At 73.0% G+C, this 17,344-nt stretch carries 16 protein-coding genes; 9 read left to right on the top strand and 7 right to left on the bottom strand.

What is annotated here, in order from left to right:
- The first annotated feature begins 90 nt into the window (after window positions 1–90).
- The gene (locus AC2D9U_RS07680; RefSeq protein ID WP_484747845.1) at window positions 91–840 is read left to right on the top strand and encodes a cyclase family protein; all 750 of its coding nucleotides are present in this window, start codon (window positions 91–93) and stop codon (window positions 838–840) included.
- On the opposite strand, the gene AC2D9U_RS07675 is transcribed toward AC2D9U_RS07680, so the two are convergent.
- Together AC2D9U_RS07675 and AC2D9U_RS07670 are read right to left on the bottom strand one after the other, a co-directional pair.
- Complete coding sequence (locus AC2D9U_RS07675) at window positions 837–1,169, bottom strand: hypothetical protein (RefSeq protein ID WP_484747843.1); 333 nt, start codon at window positions 1,167–1,169, stop codon at window positions 837–839. The two genes, AC2D9U_RS07680 and AC2D9U_RS07675, sit on opposite strands and share 4 nt — an antisense overlap.
- A gap of 61 nt (window positions 1,170–1,230) precedes the next feature.
- Complete coding sequence (locus tag AC2D9U_RS07670; protein WP_484747841.1) at window positions 1,231–1,575, bottom strand: DMT family protein; 345 nt, start codon at window positions 1,573–1,575, stop codon at window positions 1,231–1,233.
- A 69-nt stretch (window positions 1,576–1,644) separates the two neighbouring features.
- Here AC2D9U_RS07670 and rph point away from each other — a divergent pair, with 69 nt between their 5' ends.
- The 3 genes from rph (at window position 1,645) to AC2D9U_RS07655 (ending at window position 4,248) form a co-directional block, all read left to right on the top strand.
- Window positions 1,645–2,397: a ribonuclease PH gene (rph, locus tag AC2D9U_RS07665; protein WP_484747840.1), complete on the top strand. Its 753-nt coding sequence runs from the start codon at window positions 1,645–1,647 to the stop codon at window positions 2,395–2,397.
- Window positions 2,394–3,008 (top strand): non-canonical purine NTP pyrophosphatase, encoded by a 615-nt coding sequence (locus AC2D9U_RS07660; RefSeq protein ID WP_484747838.1) that lies wholly within the window; start codon window positions 2,394–2,396, stop codon window positions 3,006–3,008. The genes rph and AC2D9U_RS07660 overlap by 4 nt, the downstream gene beginning before the upstream one ends.
- Window positions 3,009–3,087: 79 nt before the next feature.
- A complete protein-coding gene (locus tag AC2D9U_RS07655) occupies window positions 3,088–4,248 on the top strand; it encodes a PQQ-dependent sugar dehydrogenase (RefSeq protein WP_484747836.1) in 1,161 nt (386 codons plus the stop codon).
- Between the two features lie 3 nt (window positions 4,249–4,251).
- Here the strand turns inward: AC2D9U_RS07655 and AC2D9U_RS07650 are convergent, their stop codons facing one another.
- On the bottom strand, window positions 4,252–4,647 hold the full coding sequence (locus AC2D9U_RS07650) for an MAPEG family protein (protein ID WP_484747834.1): 396 nt from the start codon (window positions 4,645–4,647) through the stop codon (window positions 4,252–4,254).
- The gene (locus AC2D9U_RS07645; RefSeq protein ID WP_484747833.1) at window positions 4,647–5,120 is read right to left on the bottom strand and encodes a YbaK/EbsC family protein; all 474 of its coding nucleotides are present in this window, start codon (window positions 5,118–5,120) and stop codon (window positions 4,647–4,649) included. The genes AC2D9U_RS07650 and AC2D9U_RS07645 overlap by 1 nt, the downstream gene beginning before the upstream one ends.
- Window positions 5,121–5,137: 17 nt before the next feature.
- On the opposite strand from AC2D9U_RS07645, the gene hemW reads away from it, so the two are divergent.
- From hemW to AC2D9U_RS07630, 3 genes are read left to right on the top strand one after another with little or no spacing between them, the layout of a single operon-like run.
- A complete protein-coding gene (hemW, locus tag AC2D9U_RS07640; RefSeq protein WP_484747830.1) occupies window positions 5,138–6,292 on the top strand; it encodes a radical SAM family heme chaperone HemW in 1,155 nt (384 codons plus the stop codon).
- A gap of 4 nt (window positions 6,293–6,296) precedes the next feature.
- On the top strand, window positions 6,297–7,283 hold the full coding sequence (locus tag AC2D9U_RS07635; protein ID WP_484747827.1) for a polysaccharide pyruvyl transferase family protein: 987 nt from the start codon (window positions 6,297–6,299) through the stop codon (window positions 7,281–7,283).
- Window positions 7,280–8,215 carry a hypothetical protein gene (locus tag AC2D9U_RS07630; RefSeq protein WP_484747825.1) on the top strand — a complete coding sequence of 312 codons (936 nt, stop codon included), beginning with the start codon at window positions 7,280–7,282 and terminating at the stop codon, window positions 8,213–8,215. Before AC2D9U_RS07635 ends, AC2D9U_RS07630 begins: the two co-directional genes overlap by 4 nt.
- Here the strand turns inward: AC2D9U_RS07630 and rsmI are convergent, their stop codons facing one another.
- A complete protein-coding gene (gene rsmI / locus AC2D9U_RS07625) occupies window positions 8,216–9,118 on the bottom strand; it encodes a 16S rRNA (cytidine(1402)-2'-O)-methyltransferase (RefSeq protein WP_484747823.1) in 903 nt (300 codons plus the stop codon). It lies immediately after the preceding gene.
- A gap of 5 nt (window positions 9,119–9,123) precedes the next feature.
- On the opposite strand from rsmI, the gene AC2D9U_RS07620 reads away from it, so the two are divergent.
- Both AC2D9U_RS07620 and AC2D9U_RS07615 read left to right on the top strand, forming a co-directional pair.
- A complete protein-coding gene (locus AC2D9U_RS07620) occupies window positions 9,124–10,287 on the top strand; it encodes a penicillin-binding protein activator (protein ID WP_484747822.1) in 1,164 nt (387 codons plus the stop codon).
- A gap of 8 nt (window positions 10,288–10,295) precedes the next feature.
- The gene (locus tag AC2D9U_RS07615; protein WP_484747820.1) at window positions 10,296–11,699 is read left to right on the top strand and encodes an ATP-binding protein; all 1,404 of its coding nucleotides are present in this window, start codon (window positions 10,296–10,298) and stop codon (window positions 11,697–11,699) included.
- A gap of 91 nt (window positions 11,700–11,790) precedes the next feature.
- Here AC2D9U_RS07615 and AC2D9U_RS07610 read toward each other — a convergent pair whose 3' ends face one another.
- Both AC2D9U_RS07610 and mutS read right to left on the bottom strand, forming a co-directional pair.
- The gene (locus AC2D9U_RS07610; protein ID WP_484747818.1) at window positions 11,791–14,535 is read right to left on the bottom strand and encodes a [protein-PII] uridylyltransferase; all 2,745 of its coding nucleotides are present in this window, start codon (window positions 14,533–14,535) and stop codon (window positions 11,791–11,793) included.
- 56 nt (window positions 14,536–14,591) lie between these two features.
- Window positions 14,592–17,318 carry a DNA mismatch repair protein MutS gene (mutS, locus tag AC2D9U_RS07605; protein ID WP_484747817.1) on the bottom strand — a complete coding sequence of 909 codons (2,727 nt, stop codon included), beginning with the start codon at window positions 17,316–17,318 and terminating at the stop codon, window positions 14,592–14,594.
- Window positions 17,319–17,344: the final 26 nt, after the last annotated feature.

Genomic DNA, 17,344 nt, shown 5'->3' with positions numbered 1-17,344 from the left:
ATGCTGCGCAGCGGATGAAGGCAGGAGGGTGCGATGTGCGATGCCTGTGTGATGCGCAGCCTGGGTCGGCGGGGCCTGGCACGCGCGGCTATGGCGGCCTCCGCCCTGCTGGCGCTCAACACCGCGCCGGCTGCCGCCCAGGCGCTGCGCAGCGCGCCGGTGAGCCGCGTGGTGGACCTCACCCACACGTTGCGGGCGGACTTCCCCACCTTCGGCGGCACGCCCGCCTTCGAGATGGAACGCGTGCTCACCCATGCGCGGGACGGCTACAACCTCAACCGCTTCACCTATTTCGAGCATGTCGGCACGCATTTCGACGCGCCGATCCATTTCTCGGCCGATGGCCCGACGGTGGACCGCATCCCGGTCGAGAACCTCGTCTGCCCGCTGGTGGTGCTCGACTTGAGGGCCCGCGCCGCGGCAGAGGCCGACTATCAGGTGACCCCTGCCGATATCGCCGCGCATGAGGCGGCGCATGGCCCGCTGCCGGCGGGGGGATGCCTCGCGGTGAACACCGGCTGGGAGGCCCGTGCCACCGGCCCGGGCTTCCGCAACCTCGATGCCGGCAATGTCATGCGCTTCCCGGGCTTCCGGCCCGACGTCGCGCCCTTGCTGCTGGCGCGCAACCTCGCCGGGGTGGCGATCGACACGCTGTCGCTGGATCGCGGCAGTTCGAGCGATTTCGGCTTCCATGCAGCCTGGCTCGGGGCCGGGCGCTGGGGGATCGAGTGCATCGCGGGCCTCGGAGCCCTGCCCGCCACGGGGGCGACGCTGGTGGCCGGCGCGCCCAAGATCGCCGGCGGCACCGGCGGCCATGGGCGGGTGATGGCGCTTCTCTAGCGCGCCGAGCGGATCACCGGCGCCGAGGCGCCGCTGCAATTCTGGCGCATCGAGAGCAGCCGCTCGGCCTCGGCATTGTGGCCCAGGCGCCGCTGGATGCCGGCCCCTTCCTCGAGCTCCAGGTTGAAGCCGGTGCAGCTATCGGCATTGGCGCGGCGCAGCTCCATGGGCACGGAGAAGGCCGGCGGCGGCGCATTCGCGGCGGAAAGCGCGTGGAAATAGGCCCGGCTGCCCGGGGTGGGCGGCATCATCGAGGCCACGATCCACAGCGCCAGCCCCGCCAGCACCAGCAGGCCGAGCAGCACCAGCATCCAGTTACGCCGAACCATGCACCGCCATCCAAAAACGCGAGAGCCGGAAAACTATCATTCACGATTGCGTGGGCAAGCACTATTCCACGGGCAGGAAGATGAAGACCACCGCCGCCACCAGGCAGGCGCCGGCCGCCAGGAAGTTCCAGCGCAGCGGCTCACCCAGGAAGGTCACGCTGAAGGCCGCGAAGACCGCCAGCGTGATGACCTCCTGCATCACCTTCAGCTGCTGGCCCGAGAAGGTGCCATAGCCGATCCGGTTCGCCGGCACGGCGAGGCAGTATTCGAAGAAGGCGATCCCCCAGCTCACCAGGATCGCCACCCAGAGCGGCCAGGACGGCGCCTTGAGGTGCCCATACCAGGCGAAGGTCATCAGGATGTTGGAGAGGACAAGCAGCAACGGCGTGGCGAAGAGCGGGGACATGTGACCTCGTCGGCAGGGCGATGGGCGGAGTGTAGCCGCCGGCGCGGGCCCCGTGTTACGCCCCGCCGCATGATCGAATTCCCCGCCGGCTTCAAAGCCCCCTTCGTGCGTCCCTCGGGCCGCGTCGCCGACCAGCTGCGGGAGGTGAGCCTCACCCCCGGCGCCGCCCGCCATGCGGAGGGCTCCTGCCTCATCCGCTTCGGCGTGACCGAGGTGCTCTGCACCGCCAGCGTCGAGGGGCGGGTGCCGCCCTTCCTGCGCAATTCCGGCCAGGGCTGGGTCACGGCCGAATACGGCATGCTGCCGCGTGCGACGCACACGCGCGGCGACCGGGAGGCCGCGCGCGGCAAGCAATCCGGTCGCACGCAGGAGATCCAGCGCCTGATCGGCCGCTCGCTGCGCGCCGTCACCGACCTCAAGGCGATGGGCGAGATGACGGTGACGCTCGATTGCGACGTCATCACCGCCGATGGCGGCACGCGCTGCGCGGCGATCACCGGCGCCTGGGTGGCGCTCAGCCTCGCCTTCCAGCATTGCATGAAGAACAACGTGCTGAAGGCCAACCCGCTGCGCGACCAGGTGGCCGCGATCTCCTGCGGCATCTGGAACGGCACGCCGGTGGTCGATCTCGACTATGCCGAGGACAGCAAGGCCGAGACGGACGGGAATTTCGTCATGACCGGCTCGGGCGGGGTGGTCGAGGTCCAGGCCACGGCCGAGGGCGCGCCCTTCTCCGAGACCGAGCTGTTGAGCCTGCTCGGCCTGGCGCGCGCCGGCACGGCGAAGCTGTTCGAGCTGCAGAAGGCGGCGATCCGCGGATGACCCATCGCCGGCTGATCGAGCCGAAGCTGGTGCTGGCGACGCACAATGCCGGCAAGCTGCGCGAGGTCGCCGAACTCCTCGCCCCCTGGGGGCTGGAAGTGGTCAGCGCCGGCTCCCTCGGCCTGCCGGAGCCGGCCGAGACGGAGGAGAGCTTCCTCGGCAATGCGCGGATCAAGGCGCTGGCCGCCGCCACCGCCTCGGGCCTGCCGGCGCTGGCGGATGACAGCGGGTTTTCCGTGGCCGCGCTGGATGGCGCGCCGGGCGTGCGCACCGCCGATTGGGCGGAAACGCCGGGCGGGCGGGACTATGCGATGGCCATGGGAAAGGTCGAGAAGCTCGCCCGCCACGCACCCGATCGCCGCGCCTGGTTCTCCTGCGCCCTGGTGCTGGCCTGGCCCGATGGGCATAGCGAGGGCTTCCTGGGCGAGGCGCATGGCCAGTGGGTCTGGCCGCCGCGCGGCAGCCGGGGCTTCGGCTACGACCCGATGTTCGTCCCCGCCGGTCATAGCCAGACCTTCGGCGAGATGGAGCCGGCCGCGAAACATGCCATCAGCCACCGCGCGGCGGCCTTCAGCCTGTTGAAGGCCGGCTGCCTGCCCAGCCTGTCGTGAAGGCGCGGCCGCGCGCCGCACCCTTGAAGATCCGGCCTTGCGGGCCCTCCTTGCGATCGTTGCGACGCAGGAGAGACCGATGCAGCGCCGTATCTTCGCCACCCTCGCTGCCGGGCTGCTGGCCGCGCCCGACCTGGCCGCCGCCCCCTTCCTGACGCCCGACCCGCCCAGCGAGATCACAGGCCTGCGGCTGGTGCCTGTGGTGGAGGGGCTGGAGCGCCCCTGGGGCCTCGCCTTCCTGCCGGATGGCAGCGCGCTGGTGACGGAACGGCCGGGGCGGCTGCGGCTGATCCGCGACGGCGCGTTGCTGCCCACCCCCATCGCCGGCACGCCCGCGGTGCACGCCATGGGCCAGGGCGGGCTGCTGGACGTGGCGCTCGACCCGGATTTCGCCACCAATCGCACCATCTTCCTGACCTATGCGCATGGCGATGCCAGCGCCAACCGCACGCGCCTCGCTCGCGCCGTGTTCGACGGCACGGCGCTGCGCGAGCTGCGCGTGATCTTCGAGGTGGCGCAGGCCAAGCCTGCCAATGCGCATTTCGGCAGCCGCATCGCCTTCCTGCCGGATGGCACGCTGCTGCTCTCCATCGGCGATGGCGGCAACCCGCCGGTGAGCCTGGAAGGCCGGCTGATCCGCGAGCAGGCGCAGGCGCCGGGCAGCCATCTCGGCAAGATCCTGCGCCTGGATCGCGATGGCGGCGTGCCGCGCGACAATCCCTTCCTCGGCCGCGCCGGCTTCGCGCCGGAAATCTGGTCCTGGGGCCATCGCAACAACCAGGGCCTCGCCTGGGATCCGATCCGCCGCGTGGTCTGGGCGAATGAGCATGGCAGCCAGGGCGGCGACGAGCTGAACCTGGTGCGCGGCGGCGAGAATCATGGCTGGCCGCTGGTGAGCCACAGCGTCGAGTATCGCGGCGGCGCGCGGATCGGCGGCGGGCAGAGCGCCGCTGGCCTGGTGGACCCGATGCTGGTCTGGTCCATGACCACGGCGCCCTCGGGCCTCGCGGTCTATACCGGGGATCGATACCCGGGGTGGCGGGGGGACCTGTTCTCCGGCTCCCTGCGGGCGATGGATGTGCGGCGCATCAGCGCGGATGCGCAGGGCCGTGTGACGGCCGAGCAGGTGATCCGCGTCGGCCGGCGGGTGCGCGACGTGCGCCAGGGGCCGGATGGCTTCCTCTATTTGCTCACCGACGACACGCCCGGCGCGGTGCTGCGGATCGAGCCCGCGCGGTAGCGCCTACAGCAGCCCCGCGCCCGCGAGGCCGATGCAGGCGGCGCCGGCCACGACCATCATGGTGAAGGTCAGGCTGGTGCCGAGCACGCGCCCGCGGAAATTCTCCGGCTCCTGCGCGATGCCCTGGGCGTGGATGACACGCCCGGCCAGCAGCACCACGCCCAGCACATGCAGCGCCCAGTCGGGCAGGCCGTTCAACTCGCACAGCGCCAGCAGCAGCAGCGCGAAGGGGACGTATTCGGCGAAATTGCCATGCGCGCGGATGGCGCGCTGGACCAGCCGGTGCTGGCCATCGCCGATCGCCACGCGATAGACGCGCCGCGCCTTGATGACGCGGGTGGCGAGCCAGACGAAGCCGAGGGCGAGCAGCCCGGCATAGAGGGCGGTGACGGGCAGCATCAGGTCTCCTCCTTCACATCGGCGCGCTTCCCGCCGGCGAGGCGAAGCACCGCCTCGGGCGTGGTCTCGAAGACATGCATCGGCGATCCGGCGGCGGCCCAGATCCGGTCGAGGACGAAGAGATCCGCATCCACCAGCACCACCGGCGGCGTGAGATGGCCGAGCGGCGCGACGCCGCCGATGGCGAAGCCCGTCACGTCGCGCACCCAGCCGCCATCGGCGCGCTTGATGGCGAGCCCGGTCGCGGCCGCGACCTTGGCCATGTCCACGCGGTTGGCGCCAGAGGCGATGACCAGCACCGGGGTCGATCCGGCGCGGAAGATGATGGATTTGGCGATCTGCGCCACGTCGCAGCCCACGGCCGCGGCGGCCTCGGCGGCGCTGCGCGTGCCCTCGGGGAAGGCCTGGATGCTGTCCGCATGGCCCGCCGCCAGCAGCGCGGCGCGTACCCGTTCGACAGAACCGCCCGACATCGCCATATCCCTTCCCGATGGAACCGCTCGCCCTCTACATCCACTGGCCCTTCTGCGCCGCCAAGTGCCCCTATTGCGATTTCAACAGCCATGTGCGGGAGCGCATCGACCAGGCGGCCTTCGCCGAGGCGCTGTCCCGCGAATTGGCGCATGAGGCGGCGCGCGCGGGCCGGCGCCCGCTGGCCAGCATCTTCTTCGGCGGCGGCACGCCGAGCCTGATGGCGCCGGAGACAGCGGCGCGGCTGATCGCCGAGGCGCGCGGCCATTTCGTGGCCGATCCGGCCATCGAGATCACGCTGGAAGCCAACCCGACCAGCGTGGAGATCGGCAAGCTCAGGGATTTCCGCGCCGCGGGGGTCAATCGCGTCTCGCTCGGTGTTCAGGCGCTGGACGAAAAATCGCTGCAATTCCTGGGCCGTAAGCATGATGCACCGGAAGCGATCCGGGCGCTGGAAGCCGCACGGGAAATCTTCCCGCGCGTGTCCTTCGATCTCATCTATGCGCGGCCCGGCCAGTCCGAAGCCGCCTGGCGGGCCGAATTGCGCCGCGCCCTGGCGCTCGCGGCCGACCATCTCTCGCTCTACCAGCTCACCATCGAACCGGGCACGCAATTCGCCACGCTCTTCGGCCGCGGCGCCTTCACCCTGCCCGAGGGGGAGGAGGCCGCGAGGCTCTACACCGCCACCGCCGAGGAGGCCGCGCATTTCGGGCTCCTGCCTTATGAGATCTCGAACTATGCGAAGCCGGGTGCGGAGAGCCGGCACAACCTCGCCTATTGGCGCTACGGCGATTACCTCGGGATCGGTGCGGGGGCGCATCAGCGCCTCGGCTTCGCGGATGGCACGCTGCGCGCCGCGCGGCGGCATCGCGGGCCGGAGGAATGGCTCGCGCGCGTTCAGCGCGACGGCCATGCCATCACGGAGGAGGAAATTCTCTCGCCACGCGACCGTGCACGGGAATCTCTCCTGATGGGGCTTAGGTTGACCGAAGGAATCGACCCCGTGCGCATCGCCGCGCGCAGCACCCTGCCCTTCGAGGCGTGCATCGATTTGGCCGCGCGCGACATGCTGCTGGCGGAAGGCCTGCTCGCCTGGCGCGACACCGGCCACCTTGCCGCCACCCCGGACGGGCTGCTGCGGCTGGACAGCCTGCTGCCCTTGCTGGTTCGATGATCCGATGAGCACCACCGCCTATCTCGGCGCCTATGGCTTCGGCAATCTCGGCGACGAGCTCTGCCTGCTGGAAGCGATGCAGGCCTTCCCCGCCAGCCGCGCCTATGCGCTTTCGCCGGACCCGGAATGGACGCGCCGCTGCGTGCCCGCCCTGGCCGGCTGCTTCCGCGAGGGGCCGGAGCTGCTGGCCCTTGCGCCGGATCGTATCGTCTTCGGCGGCGGCATGTTCGGCCTCAGCACTGCCTTTGCCGCCTGGATGCCCTGGATGGCGCAGGCGCGCGCGCAGGGGGCGGAAATCCACCTGCACAATCTCGGCATGGCGCGGATCAAGAGCGAGTTGGGTTGGCTGGACGCTCAGGCGCGCGAGGTGATCGCCAACCTCGCCAGCTTCACCGTGCGCGACTATGTCAGCTTCGAAATGGTCGCCGAGGCCGCGCTCGGCCGCTTGCCTCGCCTGACCTTCTTCCCCGAGGCAAATATCCCTGCCGAGCATGACCTCGCTGCCGCCCTGCTGCCGCGCGGCGACGCGCGCAAGCTGCTCGGCCTGTCCATCATCGGCACGCGGCACATGCAGGCCTGTCTCAAGGCCGATGCCGCGCGGGTGCGTGAGACGCTGGCCCCCTTCGCGGACCACGCCATCGTGCCGATCATCAGCACCGTGCACATGGACAGCGCGGAAGAGGACGATGCCGCCGGCACCGCCGCCTTCATCCGCGACTTCCTGCCCGAGGCCGAGATCGCCGCCCCCATCCTGCTCGACCGCGCGCATTGGCGCGCCGAACTCACCCCGCCGCGCCTCAAGGGGCTGATCGCGCGCTGCGACGTGCTGGCGACGCAGCGCAAGCACAATGCCGTGCACGCCATCGGCGCCGGCACACGGGTGATCGGCCTGCACCCGATCGAGGATGACAGCCTGCGCCGCACCTTCGTGGCGTTGAACCATCGCCTGCCGCCCGGCTCGCGCTGCGTCGGATTGGAGCCGGCCGCATGAGCCGCACGCTGCTGCTCGCCGAGCATCCTTTCCGGGACCTGGTCTCGCGCGCCCTTTTGGCGGATTTCGCGGCCGGCCCCGGCGCGCCGCCCGTGCTGGTGGCAAGCCCCGCCGCGCCGCTGCCGCCCGGCTTCGAGGCCCTGCCCGAAGGGGCGGATCCGCGCGCGCTTGGCGTGACGCAGGTGATCCTCGGCGGCGTCTTCCTCGAGCGGGCGCGGCTGGAGGCGATGCTGGCGCTGGCCGCGCGTGCCGGCGCGCCGCTGACGCTGCGCCATTTCGGCGTGGAGGGCGACGCCGCGCAGCGCGTCGCGCCGGCCGGGGCAGCGGTGCTGGATCGCGCCACCCGCATCGTGCTGCGCGACCACCGCAGCGCCAATGTGCTCACGCTCTGGCGCCTGCGCGTGCCCTTCGCGATCGAGCCCTATCCGGAACGACACATCGCGCCCGACCCGATCCTGGGGATGCTGCTGCCGCCCGGCCCGGTGCTGGGGCTGGCCATCCGTGATGGCGGGGACATGAAGGCCTCCTGGCAGCCGCGCCTGCCGGCGATCAAGCGGCTGCTCGCGCGGACCATCGGCTGGCCGGTGCTGCCGCTGCCTATCCAGGGGCCGGGCCAGCCGGGCGACGACATGGCCGGCAGCCTGGCCTTCGCCCGGGCAGTCTTCGAGGCGCCGCGGATCCTGATGCCGCGCCTCGCCGATCTCGAATGGTGGCGGAGGGAGGTGACGCCGGCGCGGATGAAGGGGCTGGTCGCGCGCTGCGCCCTGGTGGTGACGAACCGCGACCTGGTCGCCGCCTATGCGGTGGCCGCTGGCGTGCCGGTGCAGGGAATCGCGCTGGGGGCGGACCGGCGCATCGTCTCCTGCCTCGCGACGCTGGCGAATGAGCTGCCGCCGGGCTCGGACCTCGCGCATCCGATCCCTGGCGCGTAGCTACGCCTCGCGGCTGAGTTCCAGCGCGCGGGCATAGACCTGCTTGCGCGGCAGGCCGGTGGCCGTGGCGACCAGGGCGGCGGCATCGCGCACGCTGCTCTGCGCCAGCGCGGCGCGCAGCTGGGTGTCGAGATCGGCGGCATCCGTGCTCTCCGCCGGCGCCGGGCCGACGCAGATGCAGATCTCGCCGCGCGCCTCGGCGCTGGCGTAATGCGCGGCAAGCTCGGCAAGCGGCCCACGGCGCACTTCCTCGAAGCGCTTGGTGAGTTCGCGCGCCACGGCGGCGGGGCGATCCCCGCCCAGCCCCTCGGCCAGGGCGGCGAGGGTCTCGGCCAGGCGGTGCGGCGCCTCATGCAGGATCAGCGTGGCCGAGAGCCCGGCGCGTTCGGCGGCGCGGTGCCGGGCGATGGCGGCGGCGCGCGGGCCGGCGCGGGGCGGCAGGAAGCCGTGGAACAGGAAGGGGTGCGGCGGCAGGCCCGAGAGTGTCAGCGCCACCACCGCCGCATTCGGCCCCGGAATGGCGGTCAGCGGCAGGCCGGCGGCGATCACGGCGCGCACCAGCCGGTAGCCGGGGTCGGAGACCAGCGGCGTGCCGGCATCCGAGGCCAGGGCGAGGCGCTCGCCCCGCGCCAGTCTCTCGAGCAATCGGGGGGTGATTTCGTCTTCGTTGTGCTCATGCAGTGGCAGCAGCGTCGCAGAAACGCCATAACGGCTCAGCATCTGGCCTGTTACCCTGGTATCCTCGCAGAGAACGGCGTCCACGGCGCCGAGCACCGCGAGGGCACGGGAAGACAGGTCGCCGAGATTGCCGATCGGCGTCGCCACCAGGCTGAGCCCCGCAGGGGCCTCGGCCTGGGGCCGTGTCGTCCGGTGCAGGGATTCAGGAGGGTCGCCGCTTGTCATTTCGCATGCCCCGTTCAGGCCGCCGAAACGCCCTCACGGCGCTGCTTGGCGCCACCCTTCTGGGGCTGGCCGCCTGTGCGCCGCAACCCCCGCAGCCGAGCTTCGTGGGCATCGCCCCGCCGATCGGCGGCCAGGCGCCGCAGCCGCAAGTGGCGCGCGCGGGGCTGCTGCTGCCGCTGACCGGCGCGCAGGCGCCGCTCGGCCAGGCGATGCTCAACGCCAGCTTCATGGCGCTGTTCGATGAGGCACCCAGCGGCGTCGAATTCGCGCCGCGCGACACGGGCGGCACGCCCGCCGGGGCCGCGGCCGCGGCACGCTCGGCCATCGCCGATGGCGCGCGCGTGCTGGTCGGGCCGCTGACCAGCGCCGAGACCGCCGCCGTGGCCGACCCGGCGCGCGCGGCCGGCGTGCCGGTGCTGGCCTTCACCAACGACCCGCAGCGTGCCGCGCCGGGCGTGTGGGTGATGGGCGTCACGCCGAACCAGCAGGTGCGCCGCGTGGTCGCCGCCGCCGCGGCGCAGGGCGCGCAGCGCTTCGGCCTGGCCGCCGTGGACAATGAATTCGGCCGGGCCCTGGCCCAGGCGCTGCGCGGCGCGGTGGGCGATCTCGGCCTGCCGCCGCCGGTCATCGTGCTGCATCCGGGCGGGGCCGACGCCGCCATGGCGGCCTCCGGCGCGCGGCCGCAGCTGCGCCAGGTGGACGCGCTGCTGATCGGCGAGGCCGGGGAGCGCGCGCGGCGCTTCGCCGCCGGCTGGGCCGCCGACCAGCCCGAAGGCGGGCCGCGCCCGCGCCTGATGGGCACGGCGCTCTGGCTCGGCGATGCGACGCTCGCGACCGAGCCCGCTTTGGCCGGCGCCTGGTTCCCCGGCCCGGATGGCCGCGCCCGGGCGCGCTTCGAGGCGCGCTACCGCGAGGCCTTCCAGGAAGCCCCGCCCCGCGTGGCCGCCGTGGCCTATGATTCGGCCGCCCTGGCCGCCCGCACGCTGCGCGCCGGCGGGCGGGACCCGGTGGCGGCGACCGCGGTCGAGCCGCTGGCGGGCGCCGATGGCCCGCTGCGGCTGCTCGCCGGCGGGCAGACGCTGCGCGGCCTGTCTGTCTTCGCGCTGAGCGCGGGCAGCGAGCCGAGCGTGGTCGAACCCGCGCCGGCGCCGGGCGCGGCCGGGTTCTGAGCCAGCCCATGCCGGTGGCGCCCCCCGCCGGCCGCCTGGTCACGGCGGCCCTGATGGTGGGGGGCGTGCCGGCCGCGGCGCTGGTCCTGCTGCTGGCCACCGAGACGGTGCAGCCCGGCGCGGGGCTGCTGGCGCTCGGCGTGACCATCGGCGCTGCGCTGGTGGTGGCGCGCATCTGGCTCGGCAATCTGCGCCGTCTGCGCGACGCGCTGCACCGCGCGGAGGATGGCGGGGGCGAGGTGCCGGAAGTGCTCGGCCCGGCGCTGCTTCCCTCGGTCGAGGAGATCGCGGAGGCGGTGCGCCGCCTCGCCCGCACGCAGCGCGAAAGGGCGGAGCTGGTGGGCCGCCTGCGCCGGGCGGACGAGACGATCGTGGAATCCCTGCCCGACCCGCTGGTGGTGCTGGACGAGGATGCGCAGCCCCTGCGCGCCAACGCCGCCGCGCGGGCCCTGTTCGGCACCGGCGGCAGCGGCGGGGGCGACCTCGCGGCCGCGCTGCGCCACCCGACCCTGGCCGAGGCGGTGGACGCCGCCCGCGCCGCGCAGCGCCCGCAGCTGGCCGACATCGCCCTGCCCGTGCCGGTGGCGCGCGAGCTGCGCGTGCATGTCATCCCGATGGAGCCCGCTTTGGCCGATGGCGGGCGGCTGGTGCTGTTGCTCTCCGACCGCACGCGCGATCGCGCGGTGGAGCGCATGCGCGCCGATTTCGTCGCCAATGCCAGCCATGAGTTGCGCACGCCGCTGGCCAGCCTGATCGGCTTCATCGAGACGCTGCGCGGCCCGGCCGAGGATGATCCGGAGGCCCGCGCGCGCTTCCTCGGCATCATGGCCGAGCAGTCCGAGCGCATGCGGCTGCTGATCGACGACCTGCTCGGCCTGTCGCGCATCGAGATCACCGAGCATCAGGCGCCGGTCGGTGCGGTGGACCTCTCGGCGCTGGCGGCGCGCGAGGCGGAGGCGCTGGAGCCGGTGCTGAGCGCCCGGCAGGTGCAGCTGGCGGCGGATCTGGCACCGGGCGCCATGGCGGATCCGGCGGACCCCGAGCAGCTCGGCCAGGTGCTGCGCAACCTGCTGGAGAATGCGGCGCGGCATGGCAGGCCGGGTGGGGTGGTGCGGCTGCGCGTGGCACCGGCGGCGGACCCGGCGCGCTGGCCGGCCGGACCCGGCGTGGTGCTCAGCGTGGCCGATGACGGGCCGGGCATCGCGAAGCACCATATCCCGCGCCTGACGGAGCGATTCTATCGCGTCGATCGCGGGCGCGGCCGGGCGACGGGGGGCACGGGGCTCGGGCTCGCGATCGTCAAGCACATCGTCAATCGCCATCGCGGGCGGCTGCTGATCGAGAGCGAGGAAGGCCAGGGTGCCACCTTCAGCGTGTGGTTGCCGGGAAAGGCAGACGGCGAAGCGGTCTGATACCAACGGCCCGGCGTGATGACCTGCGGCCAGCGAAGCTGGCCGAGCGGCCGGAGGCCGCGCCCGCCGCTTGAGGGCACCAAAAAGCCTTCTACACCACCCTGATGTGGGAGGCGCTGGTCACGTCCGGCGCACCGAGCGCCATCAGCAACGCGCTGCGCAGCGCGCCGAGCTTGCGCTCATTCTCCACCTTCAGGCCGAAGACGTCCTTCACGTAGAAGACATCGACCGCGCGCACGCCATAGGTGGTGATGTGGGCGGAGGCGATCTGCAGCCCCTGGCCGCTGATCGCCGCCGTCACGTCATGCAGCAGGCCCGGCCGGTCGCGGCCATTCACCTCGATGACGGTGTGGGTGTTGGAGGCGTGGTTGTCCACCACCACGCGCGGCGGCACGGTGACGGCGCGCAACCGCGCGGGCTCGCGCCGCACCTTGGCGATCTCGGCCTCCAGCCGCAGGCGGCCCGAGAGCGACTGCTCGATCAGCACGGAGAGGCGCGCGAGGCGATGCGGCGCGTCGAAGGCGCCGCCGGCGGCATCCTGCACCCAGAAGGTGTCCAGCGCCATGCCGTTGGTCATGGTGTGGATGCGCGCATCGACGATGCTCGCCCCCGCCACCGCCAGCGCGCCGGCGATGCGGCTGAACAGGCCGGGATGGTCGGAGCAATAGACCGTGACCTCGGTGACGGAGCGCGCCTCGATCACCCGCGTGCGCACGGTGAGCGGGGCGGATTCCGCCTCGGCCTCGCGGATCATCTCGGCGTGGCGGGCATGCGTCTCGGGGTCGAAGGAGAGCCAGTAGCCGGGATAGCCCAGCGTGAGGAAGCGCTCGGTCTCGGCCTTGTCGTGGCCGGCGAGCAGCGCGGCGGCGGCGGCGCGGGCGCGGGCGACGCGCGTGTCGCGCTCGGGCACGGAAAGCCCGCCGGCCAGCACCTCCGCCACGCGCCAGTAGAGTTCGCGCAGCAGCGTGGCCTTCCAGCCATTCCACACCTTCGGCCCCACGGCGCGCATGTCGGCCACCGTCAGCACCAGCAGCAGGCGCAGCCGCTCGGGCGATTGCACCGTCTCGGCGATGTCGAGGATGGTCTTGGGGTCGTCGATGTCGCGCTTGAAGGCGGTGGCGCTGATCAGCAGGTGGTTGAGCACGAGCCAGGAGACGGTCTCGGTCTCCTCCGGCGTCAGGCCGAGGCGGGGACAGAGTTCGAGCGCGATCTGCGAGCCGAGCTCGGAATGATCGCCGCCGCGCCCCTTGGCGATGTCGTGCAGCATCATCGCGACATAGAGCGCGCGGCGCGACTGCACCTGGCCGATCAGTTCGGAGGCGACGGGCGCGATCTCGCCGAGTTCGGCGCGTTCCAGGGCGCCGAGCACGCCGATCGCCTCGATCGTGTGCTCCTCCACCGTGAAGACATGGTAGGTGTCGAACTGCATGAGCCCGACGATGCGCGCCCAGTCCGGCATGTAGCGGGAGAGGAAGCCGACCTCGTTCAGCACGCGCATCCAGCGCGCCGGGTCGCGGCCCGAGAGCAGGTCCAGGAACAGCGTGTTGGCGGCCGGGTCGTCGCGCAGCTTCGTGGCGAAGCGGGCGTTGCGGATCAGCGCGCGATGGGCCAGCGGATGGATGTCGAGCCCGCGGTCGCGCGCGGCGCGCAGCAGGCGGAGCATGATGGCCGGGTCATCGCCCACTTGGCGATCCGGCGCGAAAAGTACCTTGCCATCCGCCAGCGCCATGCCAGCTCGGGAAAGTTCGGCATCGCCGGCCGGCACCACGGCGGGCGGGCCGAGGGCGGCGCGTTCCAGCGCGGGTTCCAGCAGGCGGGTGAGCCGCACCACGTCGCGCGCCGTCAGGAACAGGTGCTTCATGAAGCGCTCGACACCGTCCTGCATGCCGTGGCGCGTATAGCCCATGCGGGCCCCCACCACGGGCTGCAGGTCGAAGGTCAGGCGTTCCTCGGCGCGGCCGGTGACGTAGTGGAGGTGGAAGCGCACGGTCCAGAGGAAGTTCCAGGCGCGGCGGATGGCGCGTGCTTCCTGTGGCGTCAGCAGCCCGCCGCCGGGGCTCTGGGGGCCGACCAGCTCGGGCATGCGCTGCACGCCGAAGGCATGGCGCGCCAGCCAGTAGAGCGTCTGCAGGTCGCGCAAGCCCCCGCGGCCTTCCTTCACATGCGGTTCGACCAGGAAGGGGCTCTCGCCGTAGCGGGCATGGCGCGCGGCGCGCTCGGCGCGCTTGCCCATCAGGAAGGGCGCGAGGCCGGAGGCGGTGCGCGCGGCGATGAAGGCGGCGTCGAAACGCTCGAAGACTGGGCGCTCACCATCCACGAAGCGCGCGTCGATCAGCGCGGTCTGGATGGTGAGGTCGCCGCGCGCATCCTCGAGACATTCGGGCAGGGTGCGCGTGGCATGGCCGACCTTCAGGCCGAGATCCCACAGCAGGTAGAGCATGAACTCCACCGCGCGCCGTCCCTGCGGGCCGAGCGGCTGGTCCGAGAGGAACAGCAGGTCGATGTCCGAATAGGGGGCGAGCACGCCGCGGCCATAGCCGCCGGTGGCGATCAGCGCGAAGCGGGGCTCGACCGGCGCGGCCGGGCTGGCCTGCTGGCAGACGGCCAGGGCGTAACGATGCAGCGCGGTGACCACGCCATCGGTCAGCGAGGCGAGCCAGCGTGCGGCGCCGAGGCCGGAGAGTTCATGCGCCTCGAAGGCGCGCTGCACGCGGCCCTGGATGCGGCCCAGCTGGCGGCGCAGCAGGCCGAGCGCCATGTCGCGCGGCACCGGCTGTTCCTTGTCGAACAGGCCGGCCATCAGGTCCGGCAGGACCTCCGGTTGGTCGGGCGACATGAAGGGGGCGGTGCCCGCCGCGGGAGACGGCTGGCCAAGTCTGACGGTCATTCGTGTCACACTAACCTGTCACTCGGCGGCATAACAGGCTTCTCGTGCTGCGCTGCGGAAACTTCCTCGGCGAGCGCCTTGACGCGGTAGAGCGCGGCCTGGGCGTCTCGCGGCGAGAGGGAATCGAGGTCGAGTCCTGCCAGCAGCGCGAGCAGCGGCGTGGCATCCGGGGGCGGTTCAGGCGTCGCGGCCGCGCCAGGGGCCTGGGCGAACAGCGGCAGCTCCTCGGCCAGGGCATCGCGGCCGCCGCTGCGCGCGCGCGCCTCGAGCGCGGCCAGCACCTCGGCCGCGCGGGCCAGCACGGGGCGCGGCACGCCGGCCAGGCGGGCGACATGCACGCCCCAGCTCCGCTCGGCCGCGCCGGGGACGACCAGGTGGCGGAACACGACCTCGCCGCGGAACTCGGTGACCTTCAGGCTCGCCAGCTGCACCTCCGGCAGGCGTCCGGCGAGCGCGGTGAGTTCGTGGAAATGCGTGGCGAAGATGGCGCGCGCGCGGATGCGGTCATGCAGCGCCTCCAGCACCGCCCAGGCGATGGCCAGCCCATCCCAGGTCGCGGTGCCGCGGCCGACCTCGTCCAGCACCACCAGGGAGCGCTGGGTGGCCTGGTTGAGGATCGCCGCCGTCTCGGCCATCTCGACCATGAAGGTGGAGCGCCCGCCGGCGATGTCGTCGCCGCCGCCGACGCGCGAGAACAGCCGATCCACCAGCCCGATGCGCGCCGACTGGGCGGGCACGAAGAGCCCGGCCTGGGCGAGCACCACCATCAGCGCGTTCTGCCGCAGCCAGGTGGATTTGCCGGCCATGTTCGGCCCGGTGAGCAGGCAGAGCCGCCGCCCCGCGGAGAGGTCGCAGTCATTGGGCACGAAGGCGGGCCCCCTGGCGCGCTTCTGCATCGCCTCCACCACCGGGTGGCGGCCGCCCTGGATGGCGAAGTCGCGCCCCTCGGTCATCTCGGGGCGGCACCAGCCCTCGGCCTCGGCGAGGGTGGCGGCGGCGGCGTGCAGGTCCAGCTCGGCGAGCGCCTGGGCCGCGGCGGCGATGGCGCTGCCGGAATCGAGCGCGAGGCGCCTGAGGTGCTGCACGCAGAGCTTCTCCCGCGCGGCCGCGCGCTCGCCGGCCTCGGCCACCTTGCGGTCCAGCTCGGCGAGCGCGGTGCAGGTGAAGCGCATGGCGTTCGCCATGGTCTGGCGATGGATGGGCGCCAGGGACCCGGGCTGCGGCGGGGCCTGCATCAGCTTCTGCCCGGCGGCGGCGGGGAGTTCGGCGAGGAAGCCGAATTGCTGGTGGTGGCGGATCTTCAGGCTCGCCACGCCCCAGGCCTGGGCGAGTTCCATCTGCAGCGCCGCCACGGCCTCCCGCGCCCCGTCGCGCAGCCGGCGCAGGGCATCGAGCTCGCCATCATAGCCGGGCGCGATCACGCCCCCTTCCTCCAGACGCGCCGGGAGCTTTTCGAGGTTGAGCGCGCGCGTGAACTCGGCGCCGAGGGCGGGATCCAGGCCCAGCGCGGCGGCGGCGGCGAGCATCAGGGGGGGCGCGGGAAGCTGCGCGGCGGCAAGCGCGCCGCGGGCCGCTTCGGCCCGGGCGAAGCCGATCTGCAGCGCGGCGAGGTCGCGGGGCGCGAAGCGATCGACGGCAAGGCGCGCGAGCGCGCGGGCCAGGTCGGGCGCGCCCTTCAGCGTGGCGCGCAGCGCGCCGCGCAGCGACGCATCGCCGAGCAGGAAGGCCACCGCCTCATGCCGCGCCGTGATGGCGGCGAGATCCGCGAGCGGGGCTGCGAGGCGCGCGGCCAGTTCGCGCGCGCCGGCGGCGGTCAGGGTGCGGTCGATGGCGGCGAGCAGCGTGGCCTCCGCCCCGCCGCGCTGGTCGCGCAGGATCTCGAGGCTGCGGCGCGTCGCCGCGTCGAGGGCAAGGGTGCCGGCGGCCGCGCCCTGCGGGCGGGGCGGGTCGAGCCGCGGCAGGCCGCCGGCCTGGGTCTCGCGCACATAGGACAGTGCCAGGGCGGCGGCGGCGAGTTCGGCGGCCTCGAAGCGGCCGAAGCCGTCGAGCGTGGCGACGCCATAGGCCTCGCGCAGCAGCCTTGCGGGATCGCGGGGCGGGATGCGCTCGGCGATGCGCCCGGCGAGGCGCCCCAGGGCGCTGCCGGTCAGGTCGGGATGTCCCGCGAGCTCGGGCGGGACCACGGCCTCGGCCGGTTCCAGCCGGGCGAGCAGCGCGCCGAGCTCGGCGCGCGGCAGGGCCATGGTGGCGAAGGCGCCGGTGGAGATGTCGAGCCAGGCGGCGGCGAGGCCCTCGCCAGCCTCCTCGGCCAGCGCCAGCAGCCAGGCGGGGCGCGTGGCGTCGAGCAGCCCGTCCTCGGTGACGGTGGCGGGAGTGACGACGCGGATCACCTCGCGCCGGATGGTGGGGGCGCGGCGGCGCTTGGCTTCCTCGGGCGTCTCCATCTGGTCGCAGATCGCGACGCGGAAGCCCTGGCGGATGAGGCGCGCGAGATAGGGTTCCAGGGCGTGGGCGGGCACGCCCGCCATGGGCACGGGCTGGCCCTGGTGCTCGCCGCGATGGCTCACCGCGATGTCGAGGGCGGGGCCGGCGCGCTCGGCATCCTCGAAGAAGAGCTCGAAGAAATCGCCCATGCGGAAGAAGAGCAGCGCATCGGGATGCGCGGCCTTGGCGGCGAACCATTGGGCCAGGGCGGGAGTCGCGCCGAAGGCGCGCGGGATGGCTTCCGTCACGCGCAATCCGTAGCGCGTCGGCTCGC

The organism is Roseomonas sp. TF40 (assembly GCF_057219975.1).
The sequence above is the reverse complement of the archived record's forward strand: the minus strand, read 5'-3'. Positions and strand labels throughout refer to the sequence as shown.